Here is a 24,928-nt window from a genome sequence, read left to right on the forward strand (position 1 = left end):
CGTTGTTCTCCTCCGTCATCACTTTTTGTCAAAACCTGATTTTCCTAACCATTCAATCAGCCGCGGCATGACGCCGTACCCTTTTGCGGAAAGCTCCATCCACCACGGCGCATTGACCTCTCGCTTTCGGTGACGCATCGCCCGAACGACGGTCAGTGCGAGTTGTTCTTTCGATAAGACGATCGAAGCCACGTTTTTTTCATATTTTCGGCTGATGTCAGCTCGAACAAAAAATTCCGTCGCAATCGGTCCTGGGTTGACCGTCATGACGTGGATGCCTTTTGGACGTAACTCCAGACGTAACGCATTCGAAAACTGCAACATAGCAGCTTTTGTCATGCAATAGATCGTCGACTTCGGTGTCGGCAACTTTCCTGCCTGACTCGCGACATTGACGATCATGCCGCCTTCTCGAAGTAACGGAAGGCACGCTTTCGTTAGACGAACAGGACTTAAGACATTGATTCGGTGCATCGATTCGATCGTTTCAATCGAGGTATCGTCTAGGAAGCTGAATTCCCCGAAACCTGCGTTATTAATCAAAATATCGATTCGCCCATAACGATTTGCGAGTGTTTTCGCAAGAATTTCGGGCGCCACTTCCAAATCGTAGACCAGGTAGTCTGCCTGGAGTTCAGATGCTAACGTTTGTAATCGATCCTCGCGTCGTGCGATTAAAATCAAGTTTGCCCCTTCTTTATGCAGAGTGCGCGCCAGTGCTTCCCCGAGTCCACTTGAAGCACCGGTGATGACGATCGTCCGGTTGATGAGTTGCATTAAACTTCCTCCATTTTCGAATAGTAGAGGATACCAGATCGTTTCTCAACCGTAATCGCACCACGTGCGACAAGCGTATCAAGACGTGCCTTCATTTCACTCATGACGAGCGGGAATGATTTTTTCAATCGATTCCCATACGTCACTTGTGCTAATTCAAATAACGTATGCTCTTCTGAAAAATACTTTAACAGTTGATCGCCGCGTGCCTTGCGTTGCATCAATCGTTCTTCAACGAGTGCCGCGACATCGCGAATCGGATCACCATGACCGGTATACGCAATTCGGATTTGTTCTCCTTGTAGTTTTTCCAAGGAGTCGAGATACGCAAGAACGGGTCGTTTCACGAGCACGTCATCACCCGGTTGCGGTTGTTCAAGCAACGGGTTCGGTTCGACCCGGTCCAGCAAATGGTCCGCCGCGAACAATATACCATCGTCGCTTAAAATTCCGATTTGGTCACTCGCATGACCCGGCAGTTCGATGACGCGATATCGCCCAGAAGGTGTAATTGCGTCGCCTTCCTTTAATATGAAATCAAGCTGACCTTTTCCAAGCCATTTTAAGGCAGATTGATAGCTCGGTAACATCTCTTGAATCGCTGACGGAACACCAAATGAAGTCGCCAGTCGACGTAAGAACACGTCCCCATTGTTTAGGAACGTCTCGTTCTGTTCTAAATACGGACGCAACCGCGCATGTCCATAGACAGGAATGCCTTTCTCTGAAAATCGATGTGCCATCCCAGCATGATCCGCATGGTGATGCGTCACGATGACACGATCTAAATCCTCAACCCTCAAATCGTGTCGCGCAAGCGTCTGTTGCATCATTTGCCACGCCTCGAGTGTATCGGGTCCACAATCAATGAGGATGTTTTCCCCTTCCGTTCGTAACACATAACAGTTCACGTCCCCTACAGGAAATGGTGTGGGAATCGGAATCGGGATGATTTCGTCTGATACAGTCATGCCTACACGCCTCTTTTCTCTCGTCCATTTTCTTTCATTATAGAGAGAATGAAGCTATAGCGCCAAACTTTGTGCGTCAACGGATGATATTTGTTGTCTAGCTTACGCTAGAGTATAAGAAATGGATGCACAAAAAACCGACCTTTCCGCAGATTGAAAGGTCGGTCAAAAACTTATTTTAAGTTGAGGACTGTTAATTTGTCGCGTGTCATCGAAGCTAAGCTACGTCCGACACCTTGAACACCAAGACCCGATGATTTAACACCGATGAATGGGAAGTGGTCAGGACCACGTTCCGTACGTCCATTGATTTGAACAGAACCTGTTTCAAGCGCGTCCGCTACCGCAAACGCAGCATCGATGTTTTCCGTGAAGACACTTGCTTGAAGACCGTATTCTGATTCGTTCGAGTATGCGATCATTTCGTCGACCGAGTTAACACGAATAATTGGAAGAACTGGTCCGAACGGCTCTTCCCAAGCGACGCGCATGTCACGTGTCACGTTGTCAAGAAGTGTTGGTTCGATCAAGTTCGCTGTACGTCCGCCACCTGTGACGAGCGTTGCGCCCTTGTCTGTTGCGTCCGTAATCAAGCCTTCGACGAAGTCCGCTGATTTCGTATCGATGAGTGGTACGACGACACTTTCTTGTTCAGGTGAACCGACTGTCAATTTTGCAATTCGAGTCTTAAGTTCTTCAATAAGCGCATCCGCTTGGTGATCGAGAACGAAGACACGTTTGATTGCTGTACAACGTTGACCTGAGTAAGAGAATGCACCACTGATGATGTGATCTGCTGCAAGGGACAGGTTCGCATCCTCAAGAACGAGTGCTGGGTCTTTTCCACCGAGTTCAAGGACAAGTGGAATCATTGCAGATTGACGTGATAAATGTTGTCCTGTTCCTGTACCACCTGTGAATGTGATCATGTTGATTCCCGGATGAGCTGTCAAGTAATCACCGATGACTGATCCACGACCTGTGACGATGTTTACGAGTCCAGCTGGAAGGCCTGCTGCGACGAGTGCCTCGACCATTAAGATACCGCTGATTGAACCTTGTGTTGCCGGTTTAAAGACGACGGCGTTCCCTGTCATGAGTGCAGGTGCGAGTTTCGCTGCTGCCAAGTTAACTGGGTAGTTGAACGGTGAGATGGCAAGCACGACACCGAGTGGCGCTTTTTTGATGACCGCGATTTTTTTCGCGCTACCGCCTGGGAACGAATCCCCTTGCATCATCTGACCGTCGAAACGGAGACCTTCTTCCGCAGTGTAGCGAATGATTTCAGCTGTCCGTTTGACTTCTTTGACGCCATCTGCACGTCCTTTACCGACTTCGCGCATGATGACTTCACCGATTTCGTCCGCACGTTTCTCGAGTTCCGTTGCCCAAGCGTGAAGCAGTTCAGCCCGTTTGTTCGCTGGTTGTTTTGCCCACTCTGCTTGTGCCGCTTTCGCTGAAGCGATGGCACGATCGACTTCTGATTTTGTCATCGCTTGAACACGACCGACAAGATCCTCTTTATATGGTGAAGAGATTTCAATCGTCTCTTTTGATTCACTTTCATGCCATTTTCCATCTAGTAAAAACGTGTAGGTTGTTGCTGTAGTCATTCCACTCTACCTCCATTTATTTTTATCTCTCTCATTTCAGTGTGTGGCTGCATAGCTTATTGTAATCAATTGGTCTGACAAATGCCAAACTTTTTGCTTAACATATTATGAAAGCGATTACAACACTTTTTTTGTCGATTCAGAACTAGAATTTTTAACGTAGCATGCCGATAACTAGTCAGAAGTGAAGTGAAGGTAATGGAAAGGGGCACAACCATATGTACAATCAGCACGATATTTTATTAGAAGCCGGCACGAACGAACTCGAGATCGTCATCTTCCATTGTGGTCCGTATACGTTCGGTATCAACGTCATGAAGGTTCGGGAAATCATCGTTCCGCTCCCGATGACACCACTTCCGGGTACACCTGATGCTGTCAAAGGATTGATTGAACTCCGCGGCGAAGTCATGACGGTGATCGATTTGCCTACAGTCATCGGTGTTCCCCACGACGAAGCAACCGAGGATCGACTGATCATCTGTGAATTCAATGGGGAAAAGAGCGTCCTGCGTGTCGATTCCGTGACGGAAATTCGTCGTATCTCATGGGAACAGATCGATACACCAAACGAACTCGCTCGTGGCATCGAAGGGTTAACGAATGGTGTCGTCAAAACGGGCGACAAGATGATCATCCTGCTCGACTATGAAAAAATTGCCCTTGAGCTCTCACGCAAGGATATCTTCGCCCGCGAAGAAGGACGTCGCGTCCAGTCCCGTGACCGGTCCGATAAAATCATCTGGATTGCCGAAGACTCGGAAATGCTCCGGACGTTGATCATCGAAACACTCGAGGAAGCCGGTTACCACGGACTGAAGTGGTTCATCAATGGTAAGGAAGCTTTTGATGCGTTTGAGAACGGAAGCAACTGTGATCTCCTGATCACCGATATCGAGATGCCGAAGATGGATGGACTTCATTTAACGAAACGACTCCGTGAAGATGATCGTTATGCAGAACTGCCGATCATTGTCTTCTCTTCCTTGATTTCCGACGATTTACGCCATAAAGGCGAGTCCGTTGGTGTCAATGCACAAATCACGAAACCGGAAATCGGTCGATTGATCGAAACGGTTGATTCATACGTCTTATAAGAAAAAAGAAAAAAAGCCGACGAGATGTCGGCTTTTTTAATCTATTCGATTCCTCAACGCAGTACGTCAAGATTTTTTCCAGTAAACACATCGAGCCAGATGACCCGGAATTCAACCATGCTGTCTTCAATCCGATCGACGATTTCTTGCGTACCGGTCATGGAACCGGATTCTGCTTCTTTTTCAAGCAGTTCGAAATCATCGGCTAAATCATCAGCGGCAACGGAATAGGAAGCACCTTTTAGCAAGTGAGCGAGCTTTTCAGTTTGCTCAGCATCTTGTTTAGCGACGGCATCTTTCAGTTCAGGAAACTTTCGATCGAACTGCGCGATATACGTTTCTCCAATTTTTTGAAGGAACGCGTGATCCCCACCCGCGATCGATTGAAGTTCTTCGAGCTTCTTAGCATTAAAAAAAGGCATGTCTTCCCCTCCTCTGTTTTCATCTTATCACTAATCTTCGTAAAAAAAAATCGGAGAATCATTTACACGCCATCGTTTCTATTTCTATAATGAGACAGTGAAGAGCAGGAGGGATAGACAATATGTTGACGATTTATCGAAGCGATGTCACTGGGGCAGTCAACGAGATACAGGAGTTTACGAAAGGTTCCTGGATCCATCTTGTCAATCCGACCAAGGATGAAGCCGACCAAGTCATCGCTGCTACGAATATTCCAGAGGATTTCATTTATGACCCTTTGGACGTGGAAGAAAAACCACGTTTTGAAAAAGATGAAGAAGGCCTACTGATGATCGTCGACGTTCCCTACATCGAAGAAGAATCATCAGGACGCCGTTATAATACGATTCCGCTCGGTATCATCGTGACATCCCGTCATTTCATCACCGTTTGTTCTCAACAGCTCGATGTCCTGACGTTATTCTCGAGTGGTAAGTTGCGAGGATTCCGGACGAATTATCGATCGCGCTTCGTATTTCAGATTCTCTATAAAGTCAGTTCCTCGTATCTCCGTTTCCTACGCCAAATCGATCGACGGATGGATGAACTCGAGGAAGAATTACAACGTTCGATGCGAAATCAAGAAATCTTTCAACTCATGAACCTTCAGAAATCATTGGTCTATTTCATGACATCCTTGAAATCGAACGATGGTGTCCTCGACCGAATCATCAAGACACCGAGTCTTGAGAAACACGAAGACGATGAAGACTTACTCGAAGATGTCTTCGTCGAACACCGGCAAGCAATGGAAATGGCACAAATCTATAAAGACATCATCAGTTCGACGATGGATACATTCGGTTCCGTCATCTCGAACAATGTCAACTTCGTCATGAAGTTCCTCGCCTCGATTACGATCGTCATCTCGATTCCGACGATGATATCTGGGATGTTCGGAATGAACGTCCATGTCCCTTGGGAAGGAGAAGTCATCGGTTTTTGGATCGTCTTCGGCATGATGATCTTCTTCTCTGGTCTTGCCGCATTCATCTTATGGCGGAGAAGGTTCTTCTAGTTCAAGTAAGCGCAAGACTTGTATGACGTAAAAAAGACTCAGTGACGGTGTTTCCGTCGCTGAGTCTTCTTCATTTACATGTTAATTGATTTCGACTGTCACGAGACAAAGATCATCCGCTTCATCGCTCTGATCCGGTTGAATCAGCTGATGGATGTTCGGTCCTTGTTGTTCAATCAGATTTTGGATGGCGTGAATTCCTTCATCAATACCTTTACTGTACAATTCCATGAAACCATCCGTGTACAGATAGACACATCCTGGTGAGACGATGTCGATCGTCTTGCTCGAATACGTCGAGTCTTCGAACATACCAACAGGAAGTCCCGTATTCTCAAGCGGAATGATTTGATCGTTCATCCGCAACAAACCAGGTGGATGCCCCGCGTTCGCATAGCTGAGTTTCATTTCATCTAAGTCGATATAAAGGTAGACAGCCGTGAAATAGATTTCTGTCTCGTCTCCCGGAAACAGTCGACTCATCTGTTGATTCAATTCTTCAAGCACTTGAGCCGGATCACCAATCCGGTGCACGAGTTCAAACAAGATTGAACTCATCCCCATCGTAATCAATGCAGAGGAGACACCGTGTCCCATGACGTCAAATAAGATGATGCCGTATTTATTCTGAGAGATGCGATACCAGGCATACATGTCTCCCGCTAGTTTCTTAGACGGGATATAGGTCGCCATGATGCGGATCTCATCGTCTTCGATATTGGCACTAAGGACACTCTGTTGCAGTTTTTGCGCCAAATCAAAGTCTTCCTGTAGCACTTTTTCATATCGTTTTCGTGCATCGATTGCTTGCTTCAGACCGATCGCATTACGAACTCGTGCGAGCAATTCCGTTTTTCGAATCGGTTTCGTCGTGTAATCAGATGCCCCTGCATTCAATCCATCAACGATATCTTCTTCGTTTGATCGACCCGAGACGATCAGGATTGGTAGTTCATCAAGACCAAACCGTTTTCGGATCAAACGTGTTGCCTCGATTCCGCTGATTCCCGGCATCTCAACGTCGAGCAGGACGACATCTAATTGCTCAATGAACAATGGATCCTCCATCAATTCGATTGCTTCTTCTCCACTCATGGCTTTGACGACGTCATATCCTTCATTTTCTAACAATCGCTCTAAGAGCATTAAATTTGTTAATTCGTCATCTACAACCAAAATACTCATCCGTCGTCACCTCGTTCTGTTTAACATGTTTATCTGAAATCAGTTTAGCACACAACCTACAATTTCGTTTAGACGGATGCTGCTTTTTCCGTCATACTAGAAAGTGAATGAAAGGAGGAGTGGACTATGTGGCTATATGTCGTCTCCATTCTCATCATCGTATTCGTCTTGGTCGCCTCGATCATTGTCATTTCAAAAGGATATGGCTATAAGGGCAACAAGGACGATATCGAAATCGATTATGATGAAATCAACCGAAAACTTCGTCACGAAAATGATGATGATTCATCCAACAAATGAACCTCTAAGACCATCATATCACGGTGGTCTTTTTAAATTCATTTCAAATACATGTTTTTTTTTAGATGTTTTTGATTTGCTCACAAGGGTATATCCATATCATGGTTAAATACTATCTCAAGGGAGTGTTTATTATGGAACCGAATCTTCAACATGATCCACACGCAACGCACGCAGAACATCCGAATCGTCAGTTTGATCAGGAGGAATCATCAGGTCGTCAAGTTAATCTTGTCACAGGGATGTTAATCGGTGCCCTTGTCGGCGGACTATTGACGCTACTTAGTTCTTCGTCCCGTCAAAACACGAAACAAAGCTTACGTGGTGCGAAGGATTCCGTCTCGACACTCGCGTCTTCCATCAAGGAAGATCCGTCGGGCAAAGCGTCGCAAGTTATCAATCAAGTAAAGAGTGCTTCAAGTATCATCCAAGAAGTGGCGTCTGACGTTCAAAACGTCTATGACAAAGTGAACACAGAACTTGAAACAGTGAAGTCTGATGCTTCGACTGTGAAAGATACAGTCAATGAGACAAAAGGTGACCTGAGTTCTATCAGCAATAAAGTCGTCGAAGCGAAAGATGTCGCACTTGGCAAAGAAGAACCACCTGCTGAGCACGATGCTTCTAATCAACAAGCAAATGATGCTCAATCTTCTGAGGAAAAAAATAAAGGTGAAGGCATCTAATCGTTTGGTGTACTTCTTCATTCTCCCCGATGTGTTCAACACGTCGGGGTTTTTTTAACGTAGGAATTGAACAAGAATCGCGACGCGTTCACGTATCCCGAAACGAAGGACACCTGAAAGAGGTGTCTCTGCCGGAATCGCGTCCGTCAGTAACCCCAGTTGTTTCGCCTCTTTTCGAGCGCGGTACAGATGAAAATCTGACGTGACAATTGAGACACGTCGGACATTCTTTGGTAATAAGTCTTTTGAATACTGTAGATTTTCCGTCGTCGATGTCGAACTGGACTCAAGAACCAGTCGCTCCGCTTCAATGCCAGACGCCACCATTCCGCGTCGCATCGCTTCTGCTTCCGAGATATCCTCATCCGGTCCTTGTCCACCACTCAAGATGAAGCGGATATTCGGGTGTTGTTTCCCATATGCGGCTGCCGCCTGAATCCGATTATGTAAGATTTGCGACGGTTTCTCCCCTTTGACACCTGCGCCAAGAACGATGACATACGGCGACGACCCATCCGCAAGTGGTCGTTCTCCTCTGTTGACGAAAATCCCGACACTGTACCAGAAGGCGACACAAGCGACGAGTCCTCCACCAACCATCCATTTGATATTTCGTTTGTTGAACGTGCGTTTAATCATACCGTACGACCTTTCTGCTAAAAAATGGGTTACGGTATGCTGTACGAATGATGCTTGCAAAAAGTTTCAACCTGACGGGCTTTACCTCCAAAAAAATGCGATCTTCTCTGAATCGAGAACATCGCATTTTCCTATTGATTGACTCGTCATCAATTTCCCCAAATTGATGTCACGTATTCCGGATGATCAATGAATGGATTCCGGTTTTTTTGCCACTTCTCGAAGATGACGTCGTTACGACGCATTTCGAAGCTATCGACTGGATCAAGCTTATTCCATGCTTTCAGCGTCGATAATTTTCCATGTAATGGGTTCGTTCCATTGTTGACGTTTTCTGAGGCTTCGAGATCGATTTCTCCGCCACCTTCGTAACGAACTGCCATGTAGAAGATCATCCGCGCGATGTCACCTTTGACTCGGTTCGGTGGTTCCCACGAATCGCCATCACGGTAGCAATCGCATCCACTATATTTCGTACCGCCATTGTCGAAATCAAGATTCCCACGTGCGCTGTTGACGACGACATCTTCCGGACGCAAGTGATGCAAGTCTGTTCCCGGTCCGTTCGTCGTACCAAAGTCACCGTGCGACTTTGCCCAGACGTGTTCCCGGTTCCATTGACCGACATTTCCACCATTGCTACTTTTCGCAATCGATTTCCCCGTGTATAACTCGATAACGTTGTTCGCATTGTTTGGATCTTGATCCGTTTCTTTCAGTGCTGTCCATACTGTGTCGTATGACACTTGTGTATGGTTGTCGATGATATCGTGCAGCGATGCCTTCAACGCTGCCCCTGTCTTTCCTGCTGCCGGTAGATAGTACGCATCGATCGTCGATTGAGATGTAACCATCTGCGGACCTGCCGCTACTTGTTTTGGATCGACTGTTTTTGCAGTGACCGGTGTAAAGACGATTGACCCGAGCGCAAGTGTTGCGGCAAGTGCACCTGTGACCTTTGACTTCCAGTTCATGCGTGTTCCCCCTCGATTGGTATGTATGAAAACGGATGTTACACGCTCATTTTCACATCGAATCCATTCATGGTGGAAGATGGACGATAGACCTGCTTTTTTGAAGATGAGTCGTCGTTCAGATTCTTTATCGAAAGACAACGGTTAGATGGTCCTGATTTTTTTCGTCCAAGACATCAATTGCATCAAAATAATTCTTCGAAAGAAATATTCTAGGGTCAAAAGTCACGAACGAAAGACACTGACAAATAAGAATCCGGGACGATATTCCTTTCCTCTAAGGCTTCACTATAATGAATAATGCAAGCGTTTTCATAAATCATAAGGAGGTCTTTTCGTGAAACAAAAAGGATGGATTTTAGCAACCGTCGCTTCAGCTGCATTTTTAGCGCCACTTGCGCAACCGATTGCAGTCGGTGCAACAGCTGACAATGGTACGATGATGCAGTATTTCGAATGGTATGTGCCGAATGACGGTAACCACTGGAACCGTCTCGGGAGTGACGCAACAAAGCTTGATCAGCTCGGAATCACATCGGTCTGGATTCCCCCTGCTTACAAAGGTACCTCGCAAAATGATGTCGGATACGGCGCCTACGATCTATACGATTTAGGTGAGTTCAATCAAAAAGGAACGGTTCGTACGAAATACGGCACAAAGGCGCAATTAAAAACGGCGATCGGACAATTGCATACCGCTGGAATCGATGTCTATGGTGATGTCGTCATGAACCATAAAGGTGGCGCCGATTTCACGGAAGCCGTCACGGCAGTCGAAGTCAATCCGGGTAACCGTAATCAGGAAGTCTCGGGCGATTATCAAATCCAGGCATGGACGGGCTTCAATTTTGCAGCACGAAATAACCTCTACTCGAACTTCAAGTGGAAATGGTACCACTTCGACGGCACGGACTGGGATCAATCGCGTTCAAAAAGCGCTATCTATAAGTTCCGCGGTACCGGTAAAGCATGGGATACGGATGTCTCAACTGAAAATGGTAACTACGATTACTTGATGTACGCGGATCTCGACTTCGATCATCCAGAAGTCCAGCAAGAAATGAAGAACTGGGGCAAATGGTACGTCAACGAACTTGGTCTTGATGGGTTCCGTCTCGATGCCGTCAAGCATATCAAACATGGTTACTTAGCGGACTGGCTCGCGAACGTTCGTCAGACGACGGGCAAACCATTGTTCACAGTCGCAGAGTATTGGCAGAACGATCTCGGCACGTTGCAAAACTACTTAAGCCGGACGAATTATCAACAATCCGTCTTTGATGCGCCGCTTCATTATAAGTTCGAACAGGCAAGTAAAGGCGGCGGGTATTACGACATGCGGACGATCTTTGATGGTACTCTCGTCAAGAGCAATCCAGTCCAAGCTGTCACACTCGTAGAGAACCATGATTCGCAGCCTGGACAATCGCTTGAATCAACGGTTCAGTCATGGTTCAAACCGCTTGCTTACGCGATGATTCTGACACGTGAACAAGGGTATCCGTCGGTCTTCTATGGTGACTACTATGGTACAAAAGGTACGTCGAATCGCGAAATTCCAGCACTCGCTTCGAAGATTGATCCGTTACTCAAAGCACGGAAGGACTTCGCGTTCGGGAAACAAAATGATTACCTCGATAACCAAGACATCATCGGTTGGACACGGGAAGGTGTCTCGGATCGGGCAAAATCCGGTCTTGCAACAATCCTCTCAGACGGCCCTGGCGGTAGCAAATGGATGTACGTCGGCCTTCAGAACAAAGGAGAAGTCTGGACGGATATCACTGGAAACAACACGGCATCGGTCACGATCAACCAAGATGGCTACGGTCAATTCTTCGTCAATGGTGGTTCGGTCTCCGTCTATCGTCAACAATAAGCATTCAAAAAGGTCTTTTCCGTATGACGGGAGAGACCTTTCTTCTTCATTCAGCGAGACCGACACTCGATTTGATATGATCTTCTGTCTCGATTGCTTGTAAGAGGAAATGCGCCACATCTGCGCGATTGATTTGTTTTGCATCTTCCGGAACACCTGTATCTGCTTGACGATAAAGCCCCGTCAACGGACCGTTCAGTAAACGGAGTGGTCGGGCCACCGTATAGTTCAAATCCGCTTGTTGCAAAAGCGCGATCGCTTGGCGGTGATCCTTCAGTGGATTCTTCAGAATCCGCTGAGCGAGCATCCCTTGCACACCCGGTAATTCATCATCGACACCGGCAGACGCGACATAACCAATCCGCTCTATCCCCTGTTTTTTCATCGCTGTCACGATCCGGACGAGACTTCGTTCTAAAAAACCACTATACGCAAGACTCTCCGTTCCGAGAGCTGTCAGGACAGCATCTTGTCCGGCAACAGCAGCTGTTACCGCTTCTTGATCGAGCACGTCGCCCTTTACGACTCGTAACCGTTCGTCATGTAGTGTCAGTTTTTCTGGACTGCGGACAAATGCTGTGACCTCATGCCCGTGATCAATCGCCTGTTTGACCAGTTCTTGTCCAGTTTGACCAGTCGCTCCAAAAATAATCAGTTTCATACGAAACATCCTTTCTCTTTCAAGATCCACTGATTCAATCATACCCTTACCACTTGAAAATGAATCGTCTCACCTTGTCTTTATTTTCAGAAAATTGTTTTTATTTGTTAAGCGTGTATGCTAAAATCTTCCTAAGTACATATGGATATTTTTTCCTTAAACAACTGAATCATCGTTCTTAAAAAATCACCCTATCTTTATACATCAGATGTGTCTTCACGTGTTCGCGATCTCGTGATCCGCTTTGAACAACAATTAGCACACTACTCAACCATTTAACTTTGGAGGGATTTCCTGTGAAACTACAACAATTAAAAGACCAACTCAACTCCATCTATCTCGGTAAACCAGACGTCATCGATCTCTGTCTGACGGCACTCATCGCAGAAGGACATATTCTATTAGAAGACGTACCAGGAACCGGGAAAACGATGCTCGCCAAAGCGCTCGCCCAAAGCTTTGAGAGTGCCTTCTCCCGGATTCAATTTACGGCGGATCTTCTCCCATCAGACGTCATCGGTTCGGACTTCTTCAACTTAAAGACGCAGGAGTTCGAGAATAAACGCGGTCCATTGTTCGCGAACGTCGTCTTGATTGATGAGATCAACCGTGCTGTTCCGCGGACACAATCCGCACTGCTTGAAGCGATGGAAGAACGTCAAGTCTCGATCGGTGGAACGACCTATCAGATGCCCGCCCCATTTTTCGTCATCGCGACACAAAACCCGATTGAATCGGCAGGAACGTTCCCATTACCGGACGCCCAACTCGACCGGTTCATGGTCGCAATTGAAGTCGGTTATCCGGATTTCGAGAACGAACGGCGCTTATTGTCTGAGATTCTGACGAACGTCCGTCGGTCAGCTGTCGGCATCGCGTCAGGCGGTGACTTGATTTCCTGGCAGGAAGAGGCACGCCGCGTCCATGCATCACAAGACGTGCTCGATTACTTGCTCCATATCGTCCAAGCGACACGAAACCATGAACTCATTGAAGTCGGCGTCAGTCCGCGTGGAGCGATTGCATTACTTCGCGCCTCGCAAAGCTACGCATTCTTGAATCAACGCGACTTCATCATCCCGGAAGATATCAAATATCTTGCAAAACACGTCCTGTCTCATCGCCTGACACTGACACTTGAAGGTGGAATCAAGACGACGAAAGCGGCTGTCTTGACGCATATTCTGGACGACGTGCCGGTTCCGGTCGAGATGGGGTGACGAATCATGCAGATTGAACGTTCCGTCCCGTTTTGGCTTGAACGCCGACTCTTTCCACTGTACGTCGCGATGACGTTCATCTTCCTCTTCATTCCACGTCTGTCGATCCTCGGTTTTCTGTTCGCCGCCTTGGCGACGATTCATTTCGTCGTCGGTCGAACAGAAAAACAGCTCCGACGGGACGTGGCAATCGAATGGAAGCATTATGAAGCGTTGATGTTCAACCAAGAACAGACATCGCTCCATCTACAAGTCTTCGGTGTCGAATCTTTAAGTCAGCTCGGACTCGAAGCGACGCTTCGTTTGCATACGGATGGTGGGGTCATCTTCCCGGAGATGGACCCGCTGCATCCGGCGACGTTTCATGCGGTGATTGACTCTGAAGACGCGGTAACAATACCGATTCAGACGGTTCGCCGCGGACCGGCGGAGTTCGATGAGATCATCTTGACGATTCGTTTGCCTTGGAAGATGGGCGTCTATCTCTTTACGTTCGAGACGTATCCGTCGTTTACAGTCTTACCGTCCTTAACGGCGCAGGCGACGCCCTTGCTTTTACAGCGTTTACGGATCGGCGACCGACCAGATCGGTACTCGCCACTCAAGAACAAGCTCGTTCAGCTGGGTGCAAAACCATATACGGCAGAACCGTCAAAAGAGATCGATTGGTATGCGACAGCGAAAACCGGTCGGCTGCAGGCAAAAGTGTTCGAAACAAGCAATCAGGATACGTTTACGATTGCCTTGAATTTATCGGCACCAAGCGGTTACGGGCTCCATCAACAATTCGAGACATTCATCGAACAAGCAGCGTTCCTGATCAGTGAATTAATCAAGGAAGGCTGCAAGATCGAACTATTTCTCAATCGTCTCGACGGAGCGAACCGAATGACGCATCTTTCGCTACAAGAAGGCCAACCACAATTAAAGCATGTCTTAATGATCCTCTCGACGGTCTCGACGCGTGATTCGTTCATCGCGACGCAACATTTCGAACGCTACGTGCTTCGCCGTAAGCATATGAATAGTCAGTTGATTCAAATTGGGAATGACCGGATCCTCGCCATCGGTTGAGGACCCTAAAGAAAGGAGTTTCTCACTTCATGGCTTTTATCGCCCGAAAATCGATGCAGCTCATCGTGGCTTTTTTTGTCTTGATTGCGATCAGCGCCCTTCCGGCGCTCGTCGCACAAATGAAATTCAATCCAGCAAGCTACATAGAAGGTCTGAAACAGCAATTCGCTCAACTAGCAAAGCTTGATGAGATCACTTATTTTAATGTGTCTGCTCAAAAAGAAGTCTTATTACTCCCTTCTTTACAGCCCTATATTCAAGAGACGTTGATCATCTTTACAATAGCAATGATCGTTTCCGCGATCAGTGCGATTCTTTACGCCTATCTGTTTTATCGAAGTGGTCGACGAACACGGACACTATTGAAACAGGCGACACGCACACTTGAGATGGTTCCAGACTTATTTTGGATCATTTTTTCGCAATTCCTCGTCATCTATTTATTCAAAATGACAGGATATAGCAAAATCGAGATTGCAGGAACATATGCTGACTCGATTCGTTTCTTACCGATTACCACCTTAACGCTGACAACATTATTTTTCTTTATCAAATGGCTGACGACACAAGTACTGGAACAAGAATCTGCACCGTTCCTTGAACTCGCAAGGGCAAAAGGTATTCAGCCAACCGCTCTTTTCTGGAAACATTTACTTCCGACGATGGTCTATCGGTTTTATTTATTTTTCAGAGCCAATATTATTACAATTCTATCAAGTTTGTTAATCATTGAGTACACGTTTCAGGTCCAAGGCCTGTTTCGTTTCGTTCTTCAATTTGGGCAAATGCCGATTTTAATGGTCGTCTTGTTCTTAATCTATCTACCGATCTTCATCATGGATTTACTTGCAGAATGGTTGATCCCGAACGCCTGGAAAGGAGGGATTTGATGCGTCGCACCCTAATGCGAGATCCTGTCTTCTGGCTATGTCTATTTTTGCTCACCGTTTTACTGATCCTAAGTTTCGGAAATACGATCTTACGTGATGGTCAAGTTGATCAAATCTCGAATCGTTACGCTGAAGATGGCACATTTCTTGCTACGTCTCCCTTAAAACCGTCAAGTGATCAATGGCTAGGTACGGACCGTTCCGGCAACGACCTCTTTCAATTGATGATTGAAGGGTTCAAGTGGACGGTCGGTATTTGTATCCTCGTTGCTCTTAGTCGGATGTTTCTTTCACTGGTCATCGCGATTCCGCTAGCTTTTCGAACTGCTCGTGTCAATCGATACTTGAAACTTATTCTTGATGGGTTTTTAGTTTTACCACTGTCTCTCGTTTCTTTACTGCTTTTATTTTCATCTCTTGTTTTCATAGATTCGACGGTGGTTCCATCATTATTCGATCGTGTCTCGTTTGAATTGATCATCCTGATTTTACTCGGTCTACCTTCGTTATCACTCTACCTGATTGCTGAGACTCGTCAGTTGCTTAGTCAAGAGTTCATGATAGTCGCCCAGACGCTTGGTGGTAGTCCATGGCATCGTTTCAGACGCCATATTTTGCCACACCTCATTCCGACGTTGATGATCGTCTTCATGCAACAATTCATCCAAACGCTAATGTTGCTGATCCATTTATCGCTCTTAGGTATTTTCTTCGCCGGAACAGTCAATTTATATGAGGGTGTCATGCCAACAATCTTTGAGTGGTCCTCGATGTTCGGCTATTACTACAACCAGTTTTCAGCGACGTCGTGGCTCAACCATATGTTCCTCGTTCCACTGATTGGACTAGCATTGATTGTCTTCTTCAGCAATCTATTCATGAGTCGACTCGAACGGGCTTTCCGATTCCGCAAGCAACTAAAACCAATCAAGCTATCGGCATCTCGTGCTCAAGACGAAGCTGCCGCGACATCGATGGTTGATCCCTTTACACTCGTTGCCCGGAACTCCCGTCACGATTCTGATTGACAATCCATTTTTTTCCTCTTACACTAGAAAAAAACATGAAATGAGGGCGTCCAATGTAAGTCATTCTGAATTCTCACTCCTAACTAAATACGTACGATATGGAGGTCATTCAGAATGAACCGGTTTACGCTTTTATTGGTCAGTCAATGGATTGCAAATGCGGGAGATGCGCTCTATATCGTCTCCCTGATCGCGATGATCTATCAAACGACAGGGCAAGCGAGTCTCGCTGCCCTGTTTCCCGTTCTCGTCACAGCAGGCATGACAGGAAGCGGCTTCTTATTCGCCCAAGTCGCTCAACGTGTTCCCCATGCCTCGTTGTTGTTCGGCAGTCAACTCCTCAAGACGATTCTCTTAGGCATCATCTGGGGACTTGATTTACCACTGCCACTTATCCTCGCACTCGTTGGATGTATCGCTTTCTTCGACGGATTTGCTCGTCCGATCGAAAGTGCCTTCATCCCTCGACTGTGTCAGGATGTCCAAAAGGCTAACAGTCTCGTACAAGGTTCGAATCAAGTGATTCAGCTCATCATGTGGCCGCTTGGTGCCATTCTGGTCAGCTGGTTATCGCCGCTTTCCGTCTTGTCCGTCTCGGCCGGTCTGTTTTTAGGTGCGAGTCTCATCAGCTATCTGTTCTATCGAAGCGTCCGCTCTCTACCCGACCCTTCGATGGAAGGGGAAGACGTTTCCTTCCGGTCGAGTATTCGCTACACGCGAGCGCATCCATTCGCGAAAGCCAACACGTATCTCGTCGGAATCGATGCGTTCGTCAGTACGGCTTGGATTTCTGCTCTGTTCCTCGTCTACATCGATACACATTTCCAGCTATCGGAACGCTGGTGGGGCATTCTAAATGCCTTCTATCTGCTGAGCATGATCGCCGGTAGTTACATGATGTTACGTCGTCGTGGAACGCGTTCGTTGCTTTATCGCAGCATCGGCTTTTCGATTGTTGCGACCTTCTTGTTTGCTTTCGCTCCAATCGTCACACTTGCCGTGATCGCTTGTCTGATCCAAGGGTTTGCGAGTCAAGTCCGGGCGATTGAGCTGAATACGTTGTTGCAAAAGACGACACCACTCGAACGGTTACCGTATGTCTATAGCGTGCAACAAACCGTTTATGCACTCTGTTTCTGCCTCGGCAGTCTATTGTTCGGATGGCTTGCCGATGTGTTTGCGATCGAGCTTGTCTATGCGCTCGCAGGAGCCCTCTCCTTGTTGATGTGGCAACCGGCTCGCCAGGTATTAGCACGTTCCTCTCAGGAGCAACGACACGTGTCGTAATAAATGACAGTCAAAAGGACAAAGGTCAATGCACCTTTGTCCTTTTTTTGATTCAGTTCTGACGCGTGCGCGTCACACTATACAACAGAAGCAACATAAGTGAGACGAGACCGAGCGCGGCATAGGTCATCTGAAGCGAGAAGACACGTTCGACGAAGACGAACAGCGTACCGGTTCCAAGCACAGCTAAACGTTCAATGACTGAAATCAGCGACGTAAACGTTGCGCGTCCATTTGTCGGCGCAACATCTTGGATAACAGTGGTCACATAAGGCTCAGCCCAGCCATAGCACAAGTACAGCATACCGAGTAAACCGATACTGACGAGCGGAGAGGCAACCGACAATCCGGCAAGACACACGATATAGATCATCGCCCATCCGACGGGCGATCGGAACCGAGATAAGGACGCACCAATCGCCTGCATGATTTGGAATAACACGAAGACGAATCCGAAATGGACCATCGGTATCGTTTGATCCCGTAGATAGAGTTGCCAAAACTCATCAACGAAATCAATCGTCGCCCCGTATAACAAGACAAGACAAAGAATTCGGATGTAGACGCGTCGAAACGAGAGTCCTATTAGCAATGTCTTCAACGAACTCGTCTCTCCGTCTTGTTCTCGCGCTGCTTCCTTTAAGAAAAACGTCAGGAGTACTGTTCCGAGCAAAACCCACCAGGACACGTGATAGTGCCAGATCAAGTCTACCGATCGCACGGCGTAACTCCCGACGAGTGCCGCAAGTCCAGACGTCAACAAACCACCGATTGAAATCACTCGCCAGACCGTCTCGAATCGCTCTTCTCTCCTATGCATTCGCAATGTTTCATAGACGTGGGCTTCAAGCGCTCCACTAAGTGCTGCACCACCGATGCCAGCAAGGACCATCGCCAAGAGGAAAGCAGGTAATGAGTAGGCTTCAAGCAACACCGTAAACGATAACCACTCACATACGAAACCAGCCAGAATGAACGGCTTTCTACCCCACCGGTCGGATAACAAACCGAACGGAACCTCACCAATCAACATGACCCAAGCAAAGACGATTTCTGCGATGACGACGTCGGCAATGCTCATTCCCCGGTCTTCCCAGAAAAAGCGTTCAATCACATAAGCTGGAATGAACGAACTACTGGCTTCGATCAGGATCCAAAGAATGAGTGATCGTCGGACTTAACAAGGCCATCTGCTTCGCCGCATCTCCTCACTTCCTTTCTGTTTGATAGTAGTTAATTCCCGTTTTGCAGATGAAACCAACAAAAAAACGCCCTTTGATTAAAAAATCAAAGAACGCTTTTGACATTAACATTCGTCTGCCGATTCCGTGACCGGTACGACGGACTGGACGATCGGTAGTTCGACGATGAACGCGGACCCGACACCTTCCGTTGATTCGACATGAATCATTCCTTCGTGCGAACGAACGATTTCCTGACAAATCGCAAGACCAAGACCGGTACCGCCGATTTTTCGACTATCCGAATTATCGACTCGGTAAAACTTACTGAACAGTTGTGGTAGCGCGTGACGCGGAATACCGATTCCTTCGTCTTCGATCTTTAGCTGAACACGATCATCGACTTGACGCATCGTAATCGTGATCTGACCACCATCCGGTGAATACTTAATCGCATTGTTGATTAGATTCGTGAACAGCTGACGCATTTTTTGTTCGTCAGCATGAATCCGCCCCGTCGTCGTTTCTTCAAAATCAAGGACTAGCTCGTGATCTTTTGCCGAAGCCGTATGGAACTCGACCGTTTCCTGAATGACTTTCGTCAAATCAAGCGGTTTGAAGTCATACTGCTGCTGACTCGATTCCATGCGCTGGACATCGAGGAAGTCGTTGACGAGGTTCGTCAACCGTTCGGTTTCCGCATGAATCGTCTCGAGATACCGTTGACGTTTTGATTCCTGGACGTCGCGCGCAAGCATCAGTTCCGTGTAGCCGTAAATCGAGGCAAGCGGTGTCCGCAACTCATGCGAGACGGTCGAGACGAATTCCGATTTCATCCGGTCGATTGCTGTCTCTGCCGTCACGTCACGTAAGACGAGCATCGTACCGCGGAAACAACCACCGTAATGAATTTCCTCTGCATACAGCGTGACGAATCGCTCTTCCTTGTTCAAGGACAACGCCAAGCTCTCCGTCGGAATTTCCTGACTGCAGACATGATCCATGTAGGTTAAGAACGCCTCATGTTGATCGACTTGCACTGCCAACTCTTCGATTTTGACGTCGAGCGTCATCAATCCTTCTTCCGCCACTTGATCGTGCGCCGGATGATGGAATAAAGCGAGCAATGGTTTATTGGCAAAAATCGTCTCTCCTTCGATATAGATGACCGCTTCCCGAATCGAATGGAGAAGTTTGGACGTCTTTTCCCGTTCTCGTTCGACTTCTTCAAAGACACGCATCCGGAGCAAGGAGAGTGCCAATTGACGGGAGAACGACCAGATTTCGTTCGTCTGCTCTTCCGTAAAGGCATCCCGGTAACGGACGAGATAAATGCTTGCAATCATTGTGTTCGTCGCTGGATCCATCACCGGTACGACGATTTCGTACATCGCGTACGGATATGGGAGCGGATGATGACTCGCGACTTGTTTCGTCGAGCGAACAGCACGCTTGTTTTGACGTGTGCGTTCGAGTAATGACGTCGAAGCATGTAATAACTGGTGCTCCTGAGCTGCCGTCATCCCGTAAGAGACGAGATCCGTATAGCGGTCTTGCTCTAGGAAGACGATTGCTCCGAGCTCCGCATCGGTGATCGTAATCAATTTTTCGATGATCGCCGGATACGCCGTCAACGTTTCGCGAGAAGCGAGCGTTTCCGTCAACTCATTGCGATAACGCAAATGGGTCTCGTTACGTAACGTGATGTCGAGTGCTTCTTCGAGTTCTTCCTGTTGCGATTGAAGTTCTTCTTGCTGGGCAATTAATTCTTCCTGTTGACTTTGTAGTTCGTCGTTACTTGCGACGAGTTGATGTTTTTGCCCGGAAATGGTGGCTGCCATCTGGTTGAACGTCGTCGTCAACTCACCAATCTCATCTTGACGATTCGTGATGACGATCGGTGTCGCATCCTCACCTTTAGCGAGTCGTCCACTTTCCCGGTTCAACTGACGCAACTGACGCGTCAAGCGGCGGACGAATGGTCGGACGAAAACGAGAGTAATCAATAAGAGGATTGCAATATTGACTGCTCCGAGAATTTGCGACGAGTTGACTTGTTTACCAAGCTGCTCTTGCGCCGCCATCTCTTGATCGTTTAAGGAATTACGATATTTTGTGAAGACCGTCTCCATATCAACGATACTTGAACTCATATCAGCCGCACTCTTCGTCTTGATGTTGAACTTCCGCTGTGGATCGAGTGGTTTTGATTTCGTAACCTTTCCAAGCGTCGGCATCTTCAAGAACGGTTCCGTCACTTTGCCGTCTTTTTTCGCCGCAACATAATTGATGAGACTCGGCATGACGCGTTGTGTATATGCCGTGTAGAGTTCCCGTGCATCCGTTGCATACTGTCGTTCTTCTTTAAAACGTGCATTGCGTTCGAACCACGTCGTTTGTTGATTGATGCCATTTTTCTTTGCTTCGATTTCCTTCAGCATCTCTTCGTCACCAAGCAGGACGAAGCCACGCACCTCGTACTGCATGCTTTGCCACGACTCATATAAATCCGTCGCCCGTGTCCGGTGCTCGTTTAGCATTTTCAACTCTTGACGTGATTCATCCACCTGTTGTTTTGTATATAGGTAGACACCACCAGTCGTTAACAGTAGTGTCAGAAAAATCACATAAAACGCAGACATGATTTGCCGTCCAATCGTTCGATTCAGCCATGTTTTCATTGGAGGAATTCAACTCCTTTCCCTTTATCCTTCTCTAGCAACAAAGGTATTCCCGTCCATTCATTGTAAACTTTTTTCAATCGATACACAGTATTCTGCTCAAAAAGATTTCAATTTCATACAACTTTAATCTAAATCGTTGTATATGACAATTAGATGTCACGATTCAATCGTTTTCAACAAAAAAAGAGCCCTGCAGGACTCTTTTTCAATGATGATGGTGGTGACTATGGCTCCGAACTGGCTGTTCATCCGCTAAATGATCCGCATCCAAAATGCCAAGTCGTAAATACTGGGCTAAGACTTGTTTTTCAGTCGTTTCGGAAATCTGATCTGCTCCTTGAATGAGCCTTAAAATACCCGTCGCAATCCGTAACGGTTCAAGGTTCGTCTTTTCGACCGGAAAACTTGTCAACGTTTCTAAGTAAGCGACGTAGTTCAGTGCATCTGATTCCACTGGACTGACAAGACGCGCCGCATGCTCGCGCAGTTGTTGCGTCAATGAATTCGTCGAAATTCCCTTTGAGGCTGCAGAGATGACTCCAAACAGAATGAAACCGATGATGAGAACGAAAAATCCGACCATGAAAATCGGCATACCTGAAAAGAAGCCGTCGCCTCCCAGTTCGCTTTCCATGAATGCTACTGTGAACATGATGAGCCCTCCAAATGAATAGAATAATAACGATCACTTATCCTACGTTATCCTGTTCAAGAAAGTTTCACCTAGTTAGGTAGTTTTTGTAATTCGGCTTGGAACCAGTCTTCAACGAAGAAACGTTCCGTCTTCGTCTCGATTTGATACGAATACAACACCTCAAAGTCACCCTCTGTCAACATCGGTAACGTCAATTCGCGTACGAGTTGACGTAACTCTTCCGTCAACTCAGCTTCGTAGCGGATGAATCCATCTTCCCGGTGCTCGACTTCCGTCAAGTATGGGAGGAGGATATGCTTGCCGAATGATTGTGGATCATCGATCACTTCTGCTGTCACACCGAATAGTTCTTCTGCTTCTTCGACGAGTCCTTCTGCTGACTGCACCTCAATATGATCCGGAAACCAGACCGTTAAGCGGTGCCCTTCCTGTAAAAGTCGTTCAAAGACGGGACGAAACGTTTGATTTTGAATCAGTTCGTATTGCATCAGTCTTCTCCTTTCGTGAATTCGAATTTTAATTGATCGCGTTCGAGATAAAGCATCGCCTTGAACTGACGCGCATTCTTCTTCATCTCGAGTGGCTTCGTTTTTTGACCTGCGAGTACCTTTTTGACTTCCGTTTGCGTCAATTTGGCACCAAGGATCGTTTTCGGTAACGTAAAGCCACAGTTGTTCTTTTGATAGCCACTGCAGCCATAGAACTTCCCACGATCAAGCACCGCTGATTGACACAGTGGGCACGGACCGACCGGACGATTCGTCGCTCCTCGCGGTGACTTACTTTTGACTTGCGTCGGATCAACGGCGAGTTGTTCGATTCGTTGTTTCGCATCGATAACGAGATGCTCCGACAATTTTTTCGCCTGTTCGATGAACTGGGCAGCAGACGCTTCACCTTTACCGATCTGCTCTAGCCGGCTCTCCCACTTCGCTGTCATCTCTGGCGAAGCAAGAATACTCCCCGTCACGGCATCGATCAATATCCGCCCTTTTGGTGTCGGATGAATCTCTTTTTTGACGAGTTTGATGTATTCCCGCCGTTTTAGTCCGTCGATAATCCCGGCACGAGTTGCTTCCGTCCCGAGTCCCTCGACTTCCTTCATGATCGCTTGCAGCTCATCTTCAAGCAACTTACCGGCTGTTTTCATACCGAGGATGAGTGTCCCTTCTGTATAACGTTTCGGTGGCTCCGTTTGTTTCTCAAGCAGACGACAGCCTTTGATCGGCATCTCTTGTCCTTGTTCGACGGCTGGCAATTCGACTTCCTTCGATTCGATTTGTAAGACCTGTTTAAAGCCCGGATCAATCGTCCGACTGCCACGTGTCAAAAAGCGGTCCATCTCGCGTGTCGTTACGATTTCTGTCTTCTCCGAGACAGCGTCCGGTGCAAAGGCGGCAAGGAATCGACGGACAATCAAGTCATAGACTTGCGCATCTCGTCCCGAGAGCTTGGCAACGGCACCCGCCTCTTCTGTTGGAATGATCGCATAGTGATCGCTGACCTTTGCCGAATTGACGTAGCGTTTATCGTTAGCTGGATTGTTCGTCAGGACATCCTTGATCGGGCTATACTCTGCTTGCTTCAGTAATCGATCAAGAATGACTGGGAACTGTCCCGCCTCCTCTTTCGTCACGAACGACGAGTCCGTTCGCGGATAACTGATCCAACCACGGATATAGAGTTTTTGCGCGATATCGAGCGTCTCTTTTGCACCGAGACCAAACCGTCGGCTCGCTTCTGTTTGTAAGAGCGACAAACTGAACCAAAACGGTGGACGTTCCGTCTGCCGCTTTTTCTCGATTGATGCGACGATGCCGGTTCCTTTTGTCCGATTCACGATCGCTTGTGCCTGTTCCCGGTCACTCAGCTTCGTCTGTTTCTTCGCATTGATGTATTTCCCTTTGTATCGCGTAAAATCCGCTTCGACTTCATAATACGTCTCCGGTTGGAAATTCTCGATTTGTTTTTCCCGTTCGACGATCAGTGCGAGTGTCGGTGTCTGGACCCGTCCGAGGGAAAAGACATCAGCGATGCCCTTCTTTTTCAGTAACGTCGTATAGGCACGTGACGCATTCATCCCGATCAGCCAATCGGCGCAAGCGCGACTCATCGCCTCATGAAAAATGTTCTCCGTTTCCTTTCCATCGAGCAGGTTCGCAAACCCATGGTCAACGGCTTGAGGCGTCAGACTCGAAATCCAGAGTCGTTGCAACGGTTTTGCGTTGTTCGCGAGACGTAAGATCAATCGGACGATTGCCTCTCCCTCTCGCTCGGCATCCGATGCTATAATGATGGAAGTCGTCGTCCGCTCATTCAATAATTTTTTGATGACTTGGTACGGTTTACTTTTACCTTTTGCCAGTCGGTAATCAAATCGTTCCGGGATAATTGGCAAATGGTCATAGTTCCATCGTTTCCACTTGGCGTCATAATGCGCCGGCTCCTGCAGTTCGCATAAATGTCCAACCGCGTAGGCGAGTTTTGCCCCTTGCGGAAATCGGTCACACGGTTTGATTTCGATGTAGCCGTCCCGCTTCACAGACGGATACGGAGCTGCCAGTTTTTCAGCTTGTTTTGGTTTTTCAGCAATGATCAATTGCACACGCTTCACCCTCATTTCCTTACTTCAGACATGTGGAGGTAC

23 protein-coding genes are annotated in these 24,928 nt (G+C 47.3%); 10 read left to right on the forward strand and 13 right to left on the reverse strand.

The features are described 5' to 3' along the window. Positions 1-18: 18 nt before the first annotated feature. From B2U10_RS06110 to B2U10_RS06120, 3 genes are all read right to left on the reverse strand, one after another. Positions 19-777: an SDR family NAD(P)-dependent oxidoreductase gene (locus tag B2U10_RS06110; protein WP_290786330.1), complete on the reverse strand. Its 759-nt coding sequence runs from the start codon at positions 775-777 to the stop codon at positions 19-21. Then, positions 777-1,748, reverse strand: a complete 972-nt coding sequence (locus B2U10_RS06115; RefSeq protein WP_290786333.1) for an MBL fold metallo-hydrolase — start codon at positions 1,746-1,748, stop codon at positions 777-779. Before B2U10_RS06115 ends, B2U10_RS06110 begins: the two co-directional genes overlap by 1 nt. Before the next feature lie 173 nt (positions 1,749-1,921). Beyond that, entirely contained in the window at positions 1,922-3,361 is a 1,440-nt protein-coding gene (locus B2U10_RS06120) for an NADP-dependent glyceraldehyde-3-phosphate dehydrogenase (RefSeq protein WP_290786336.1), read from the reverse strand. 218 nt (positions 3,362-3,579) lie between these two features. Here B2U10_RS06120 and B2U10_RS06125 point away from each other — a divergent pair, with 218 nt between their 5' ends. Then, entirely contained in the window at positions 3,580-4,458 is an 879-nt protein-coding gene (locus B2U10_RS06125; RefSeq protein WP_035408954.1) for a chemotaxis protein CheV, read from the forward strand. 53 nt (positions 4,459-4,511) lie between these two features. Here the strand turns inward: B2U10_RS06125 and B2U10_RS06130 are convergent, their stop codons facing one another. After that, a complete protein-coding gene (locus B2U10_RS06130; protein WP_035408957.1) occupies positions 4,512-4,880 on the reverse strand; it encodes an Hpt domain-containing protein in 369 nt (122 codons plus the stop codon). Between the two features lie 122 nt (positions 4,881-5,002). On the opposite strand from B2U10_RS06130, the gene B2U10_RS06135 reads away from it, so the two are divergent. Continuing rightward, positions 5,003-5,938 carry a magnesium transporter CorA family protein gene (locus tag B2U10_RS06135; RefSeq protein ID WP_023467658.1) on the forward strand — a complete coding sequence of 312 codons (936 nt, stop codon included), beginning with the start codon at positions 5,003-5,005 and terminating at the stop codon, positions 5,936-5,938. Positions 5,939-6,019: 81 nt separating this feature from the next. Here B2U10_RS06135 and B2U10_RS06140 read toward each other — a convergent pair whose 3' ends face one another. Beyond that, the gene (locus tag B2U10_RS06140) at positions 6,020-7,123 is read right to left on the reverse strand and encodes a PP2C family protein-serine/threonine phosphatase (protein ID WP_035408959.1); all 1,104 of its coding nucleotides are present in this window, start codon (positions 7,121-7,123) and stop codon (positions 6,020-6,022) included. A gap of 126 nt (positions 7,124-7,249) precedes the next feature. Here B2U10_RS06140 and ytzI point away from each other — a divergent pair, with 126 nt between their 5' ends. Together ytzI and B2U10_RS06150 are read left to right on the forward strand one after the other, a co-directional pair. After that, positions 7,250-7,423 (forward strand): YtzI protein, encoded by a 174-nt coding sequence (gene ytzI, locus B2U10_RS06145; protein ID WP_023467656.1) that lies wholly within the window; start codon positions 7,250-7,252, stop codon positions 7,421-7,423. A gap of 134 nt (positions 7,424-7,557) precedes the next feature. After that, complete coding sequence (locus B2U10_RS06150; RefSeq protein WP_290749095.1) at positions 7,558-8,109, forward strand: hypothetical protein; 552 nt, start codon at positions 7,558-7,560, stop codon at positions 8,107-8,109. A gap of 54 nt (positions 8,110-8,163) precedes the next feature. Here B2U10_RS06150 and B2U10_RS06155 read toward each other — a convergent pair whose 3' ends face one another. Both B2U10_RS06155 and B2U10_RS06160 read right to left on the reverse strand, forming a co-directional pair. Continuing rightward, positions 8,164-8,748, reverse strand: a complete 585-nt coding sequence (locus B2U10_RS06155; protein WP_290786339.1) for a YdcF family protein — start codon at positions 8,746-8,748, stop codon at positions 8,164-8,166. 149 nt (positions 8,749-8,897) lie between these two features. Beyond that, positions 8,898-9,722: an endonuclease I family protein gene (locus tag B2U10_RS06160; RefSeq protein ID WP_290749088.1), complete on the reverse strand. Its 825-nt coding sequence runs from the start codon at positions 9,720-9,722 to the stop codon at positions 8,898-8,900. 355 nt (positions 9,723-10,077) lie between these two features. Here B2U10_RS06160 and amyS point away from each other — a divergent pair, with 355 nt between their 5' ends. Continuing rightward, the gene (gene amyS, locus B2U10_RS06165) at positions 10,078-11,601 is read left to right on the forward strand and encodes an alpha-amylase (protein ID WP_369792031.1); all 1,524 of its coding nucleotides are present in this window, start codon (positions 10,078-10,080) and stop codon (positions 11,599-11,601) included. Positions 11,602-11,647: 46 nt separating this feature from the next. Here the strand turns inward: amyS and B2U10_RS06170 are convergent, their stop codons facing one another. Continuing rightward, entirely contained in the window at positions 11,648-12,262 is a 615-nt protein-coding gene (locus tag B2U10_RS06170) for an NAD(P)-dependent oxidoreductase (protein ID WP_290786343.1), read from the reverse strand. 296 nt (positions 12,263-12,558) lie between these two features. Between B2U10_RS06170 and B2U10_RS06175 the strand changes: the two genes are divergently transcribed. The 5 genes from B2U10_RS06175 to B2U10_RS06195 all read left to right on the forward strand — a co-directional run bounded on the left by B2U10_RS06175 (position 12,559) and on the right by B2U10_RS06195 (position 17,761). Next, the gene (locus B2U10_RS06175; protein WP_029341157.1) at positions 12,559-13,482 is read left to right on the forward strand and encodes an AAA family ATPase; all 924 of its coding nucleotides are present in this window, start codon (positions 12,559-12,561) and stop codon (positions 13,480-13,482) included. A gap of 6 nt (positions 13,483-13,488) precedes the next feature. Further along, on the forward strand, positions 13,489-14,556 hold the full coding sequence (locus B2U10_RS06180) for a DUF58 domain-containing protein (RefSeq protein WP_290786346.1): 1,068 nt from the start codon (positions 13,489-13,491) through the stop codon (positions 14,554-14,556). Positions 14,557-14,585: 29 nt separating this feature from the next. Beyond that, the gene (locus tag B2U10_RS06185; RefSeq protein WP_290786351.1) at positions 14,586-15,446 is read left to right on the forward strand and encodes an ABC transporter permease subunit; all 861 of its coding nucleotides are present in this window, start codon (positions 14,586-14,588) and stop codon (positions 15,444-15,446) included. Continuing rightward, positions 15,446-16,474, forward strand: coding sequence for an ABC transporter permease subunit (locus B2U10_RS06190; protein WP_290786354.1), 1,029 nt, complete (start codon positions 15,446-15,448; stop codon positions 16,472-16,474). Before B2U10_RS06185 ends, B2U10_RS06190 begins: the two co-directional genes overlap by 1 nt. Before the next feature lie 114 nt (positions 16,475-16,588). Further along, positions 16,589-17,761, forward strand: a complete 1,173-nt coding sequence (locus tag B2U10_RS06195; RefSeq protein ID WP_290786357.1) for an MFS transporter — start codon at positions 16,589-16,591, stop codon at positions 17,759-17,761. A 52-nt stretch (positions 17,762-17,813) separates the two neighbouring features. On the opposite strand, the gene B2U10_RS06200 is transcribed toward B2U10_RS06195, so the two are convergent. The 5 genes from B2U10_RS06200 to B2U10_RS06220 all read right to left on the reverse strand — a co-directional run bounded on the left by B2U10_RS06200 (position 17,814) and on the right by B2U10_RS06220 (position 24,886). After that, positions 17,814-18,923: an MFS transporter gene (locus B2U10_RS06200; protein WP_349680024.1), complete on the reverse strand. Its 1,110-nt coding sequence runs from the start codon at positions 18,921-18,923 to the stop codon at positions 17,814-17,816. A 144-nt stretch (positions 18,924-19,067) separates the two neighbouring features. Next, complete coding sequence (locus B2U10_RS06205) at positions 19,068-21,623, reverse strand: sensor histidine kinase (RefSeq protein ID WP_290786361.1); 2,556 nt, start codon at positions 21,621-21,623, stop codon at positions 19,068-19,070. A gap of 208 nt (positions 21,624-21,831) precedes the next feature. Continuing rightward, a complete protein-coding gene (locus B2U10_RS06210; RefSeq protein WP_290786364.1) occupies positions 21,832-22,278 on the reverse strand; it encodes a hypothetical protein in 447 nt (148 codons plus the stop codon). Between the two features lie 71 nt (positions 22,279-22,349). Next, the gene (locus B2U10_RS06215) at positions 22,350-22,769 is read right to left on the reverse strand and encodes a hypothetical protein (protein WP_056060333.1); all 420 of its coding nucleotides are present in this window, start codon (positions 22,767-22,769) and stop codon (positions 22,350-22,352) included. Further along, on the reverse strand, positions 22,769-24,886 hold the full coding sequence (locus B2U10_RS06220; protein ID WP_290786368.1) for a DNA topoisomerase III: 2,118 nt from the start codon (positions 24,884-24,886) through the stop codon (positions 22,769-22,771). The genes B2U10_RS06215 and B2U10_RS06220 overlap by 1 nt, the downstream gene beginning before the upstream one ends. Positions 24,887-24,928 lie beyond the last annotated feature (42 nt).

The organism is Exiguobacterium sp. UBA7533, assembly GCF_002479335.1.
Taxonomy (GTDB): Bacteria; Bacillota; Bacilli; order Exiguobacteriales; family Exiguobacteriaceae; genus Exiguobacterium_A.

Bases quoted from the DNA above. Each gene is read 5' to 3' on its own strand.
- B2U10_RS06110 (WP_290786330.1), bottom strand. From the start codon at position 777: ATGCAACTCATCAACCGGACGATCGTCATCACCGGTGCTTCAAGTGGA.
- B2U10_RS06115 (WP_290786333.1), bottom strand. From the start codon at position 1,748: ATGACTGTATCAGACGAAATCATCCCGATTCCGATTCCCACACCATTT.
- B2U10_RS06120 (WP_290786336.1), bottom strand. From the start codon at position 3,361: ATGACTACAGCAACAACCTACACGTTTTTACTAGATGGAAAATGGCAT.
- B2U10_RS06125 (WP_035408954.1), top strand. From the start codon at position 3,580: ATGTACAATCAGCACGATATTTTATTAGAAGCCGGCACGAACGAACTC.
- B2U10_RS06130 (WP_035408957.1), bottom strand. From the start codon at position 4,880: ATGCCTTTTTTTAATGCTAAGAAGCTCGAAGAACTTCAATCGATCGCG.
- B2U10_RS06135 (WP_023467658.1), top strand. From the start codon at position 5,003: ATGTTGACGATTTATCGAAGCGATGTCACTGGGGCAGTCAACGAGATA.
- B2U10_RS06140 (WP_035408959.1), bottom strand. From the start codon at position 7,123: ATGAGTATTTTGGTTGTAGATGACGAATTAACAAATTTAATGCTCTTA.
- ytzI (WP_023467656.1), top strand. From the start codon at position 7,250: ATGTGGCTATATGTCGTCTCCATTCTCATCATCGTATTCGTCTTGGTC.
- B2U10_RS06150 (WP_290749095.1), top strand. From the start codon at position 7,558: ATGGAACCGAATCTTCAACATGATCCACACGCAACGCACGCAGAACAT.
- B2U10_RS06155 (WP_290786339.1), bottom strand. From the start codon at position 8,748: ATGATTAAACGCACGTTCAACAAACGAAATATCAAATGGATGGTTGGT.
- B2U10_RS06160 (WP_290749088.1), bottom strand. From the start codon at position 9,722: ATGAACTGGAAGTCAAAGGTCACAGGTGCACTTGCCGCAACACTTGCG.
- B2U10_RS06170 (WP_290786343.1), bottom strand. From the start codon at position 12,262: ATGAAACTGATTATTTTTGGAGCGACTGGTCAAACTGGACAAGAACTG.
- B2U10_RS06180 (WP_290786346.1), top strand. From the start codon at position 13,489: ATGCAGATTGAACGTTCCGTCCCGTTTTGGCTTGAACGCCGACTCTTT.
- B2U10_RS06185 (WP_290786351.1), top strand. From the start codon at position 14,586: ATGGCTTTTATCGCCCGAAAATCGATGCAGCTCATCGTGGCTTTTTTT.
- B2U10_RS06190 (WP_290786354.1), top strand. From the start codon at position 15,446: ATGCGTCGCACCCTAATGCGAGATCCTGTCTTCTGGCTATGTCTATTT.
- B2U10_RS06195 (WP_290786357.1), top strand. From the start codon at position 16,589: ATGAACCGGTTTACGCTTTTATTGGTCAGTCAATGGATTGCAAATGCG.
- B2U10_RS06205 (WP_290786361.1), bottom strand. From the start codon at position 21,623: ATGAAAACATGGCTGAATCGAACGATTGGACGGCAAATCATGTCTGCG.
- B2U10_RS06210 (WP_290786364.1), bottom strand. From the start codon at position 22,278: ATGTTCACAGTAGCATTCATGGAAAGCGAACTGGGAGGCGACGGCTTC.
- B2U10_RS06215 (WP_056060333.1), bottom strand. From the start codon at position 22,769: ATGCAATACGAACTGATTCAAAATCAAACGTTTCGTCCCGTCTTTGAA.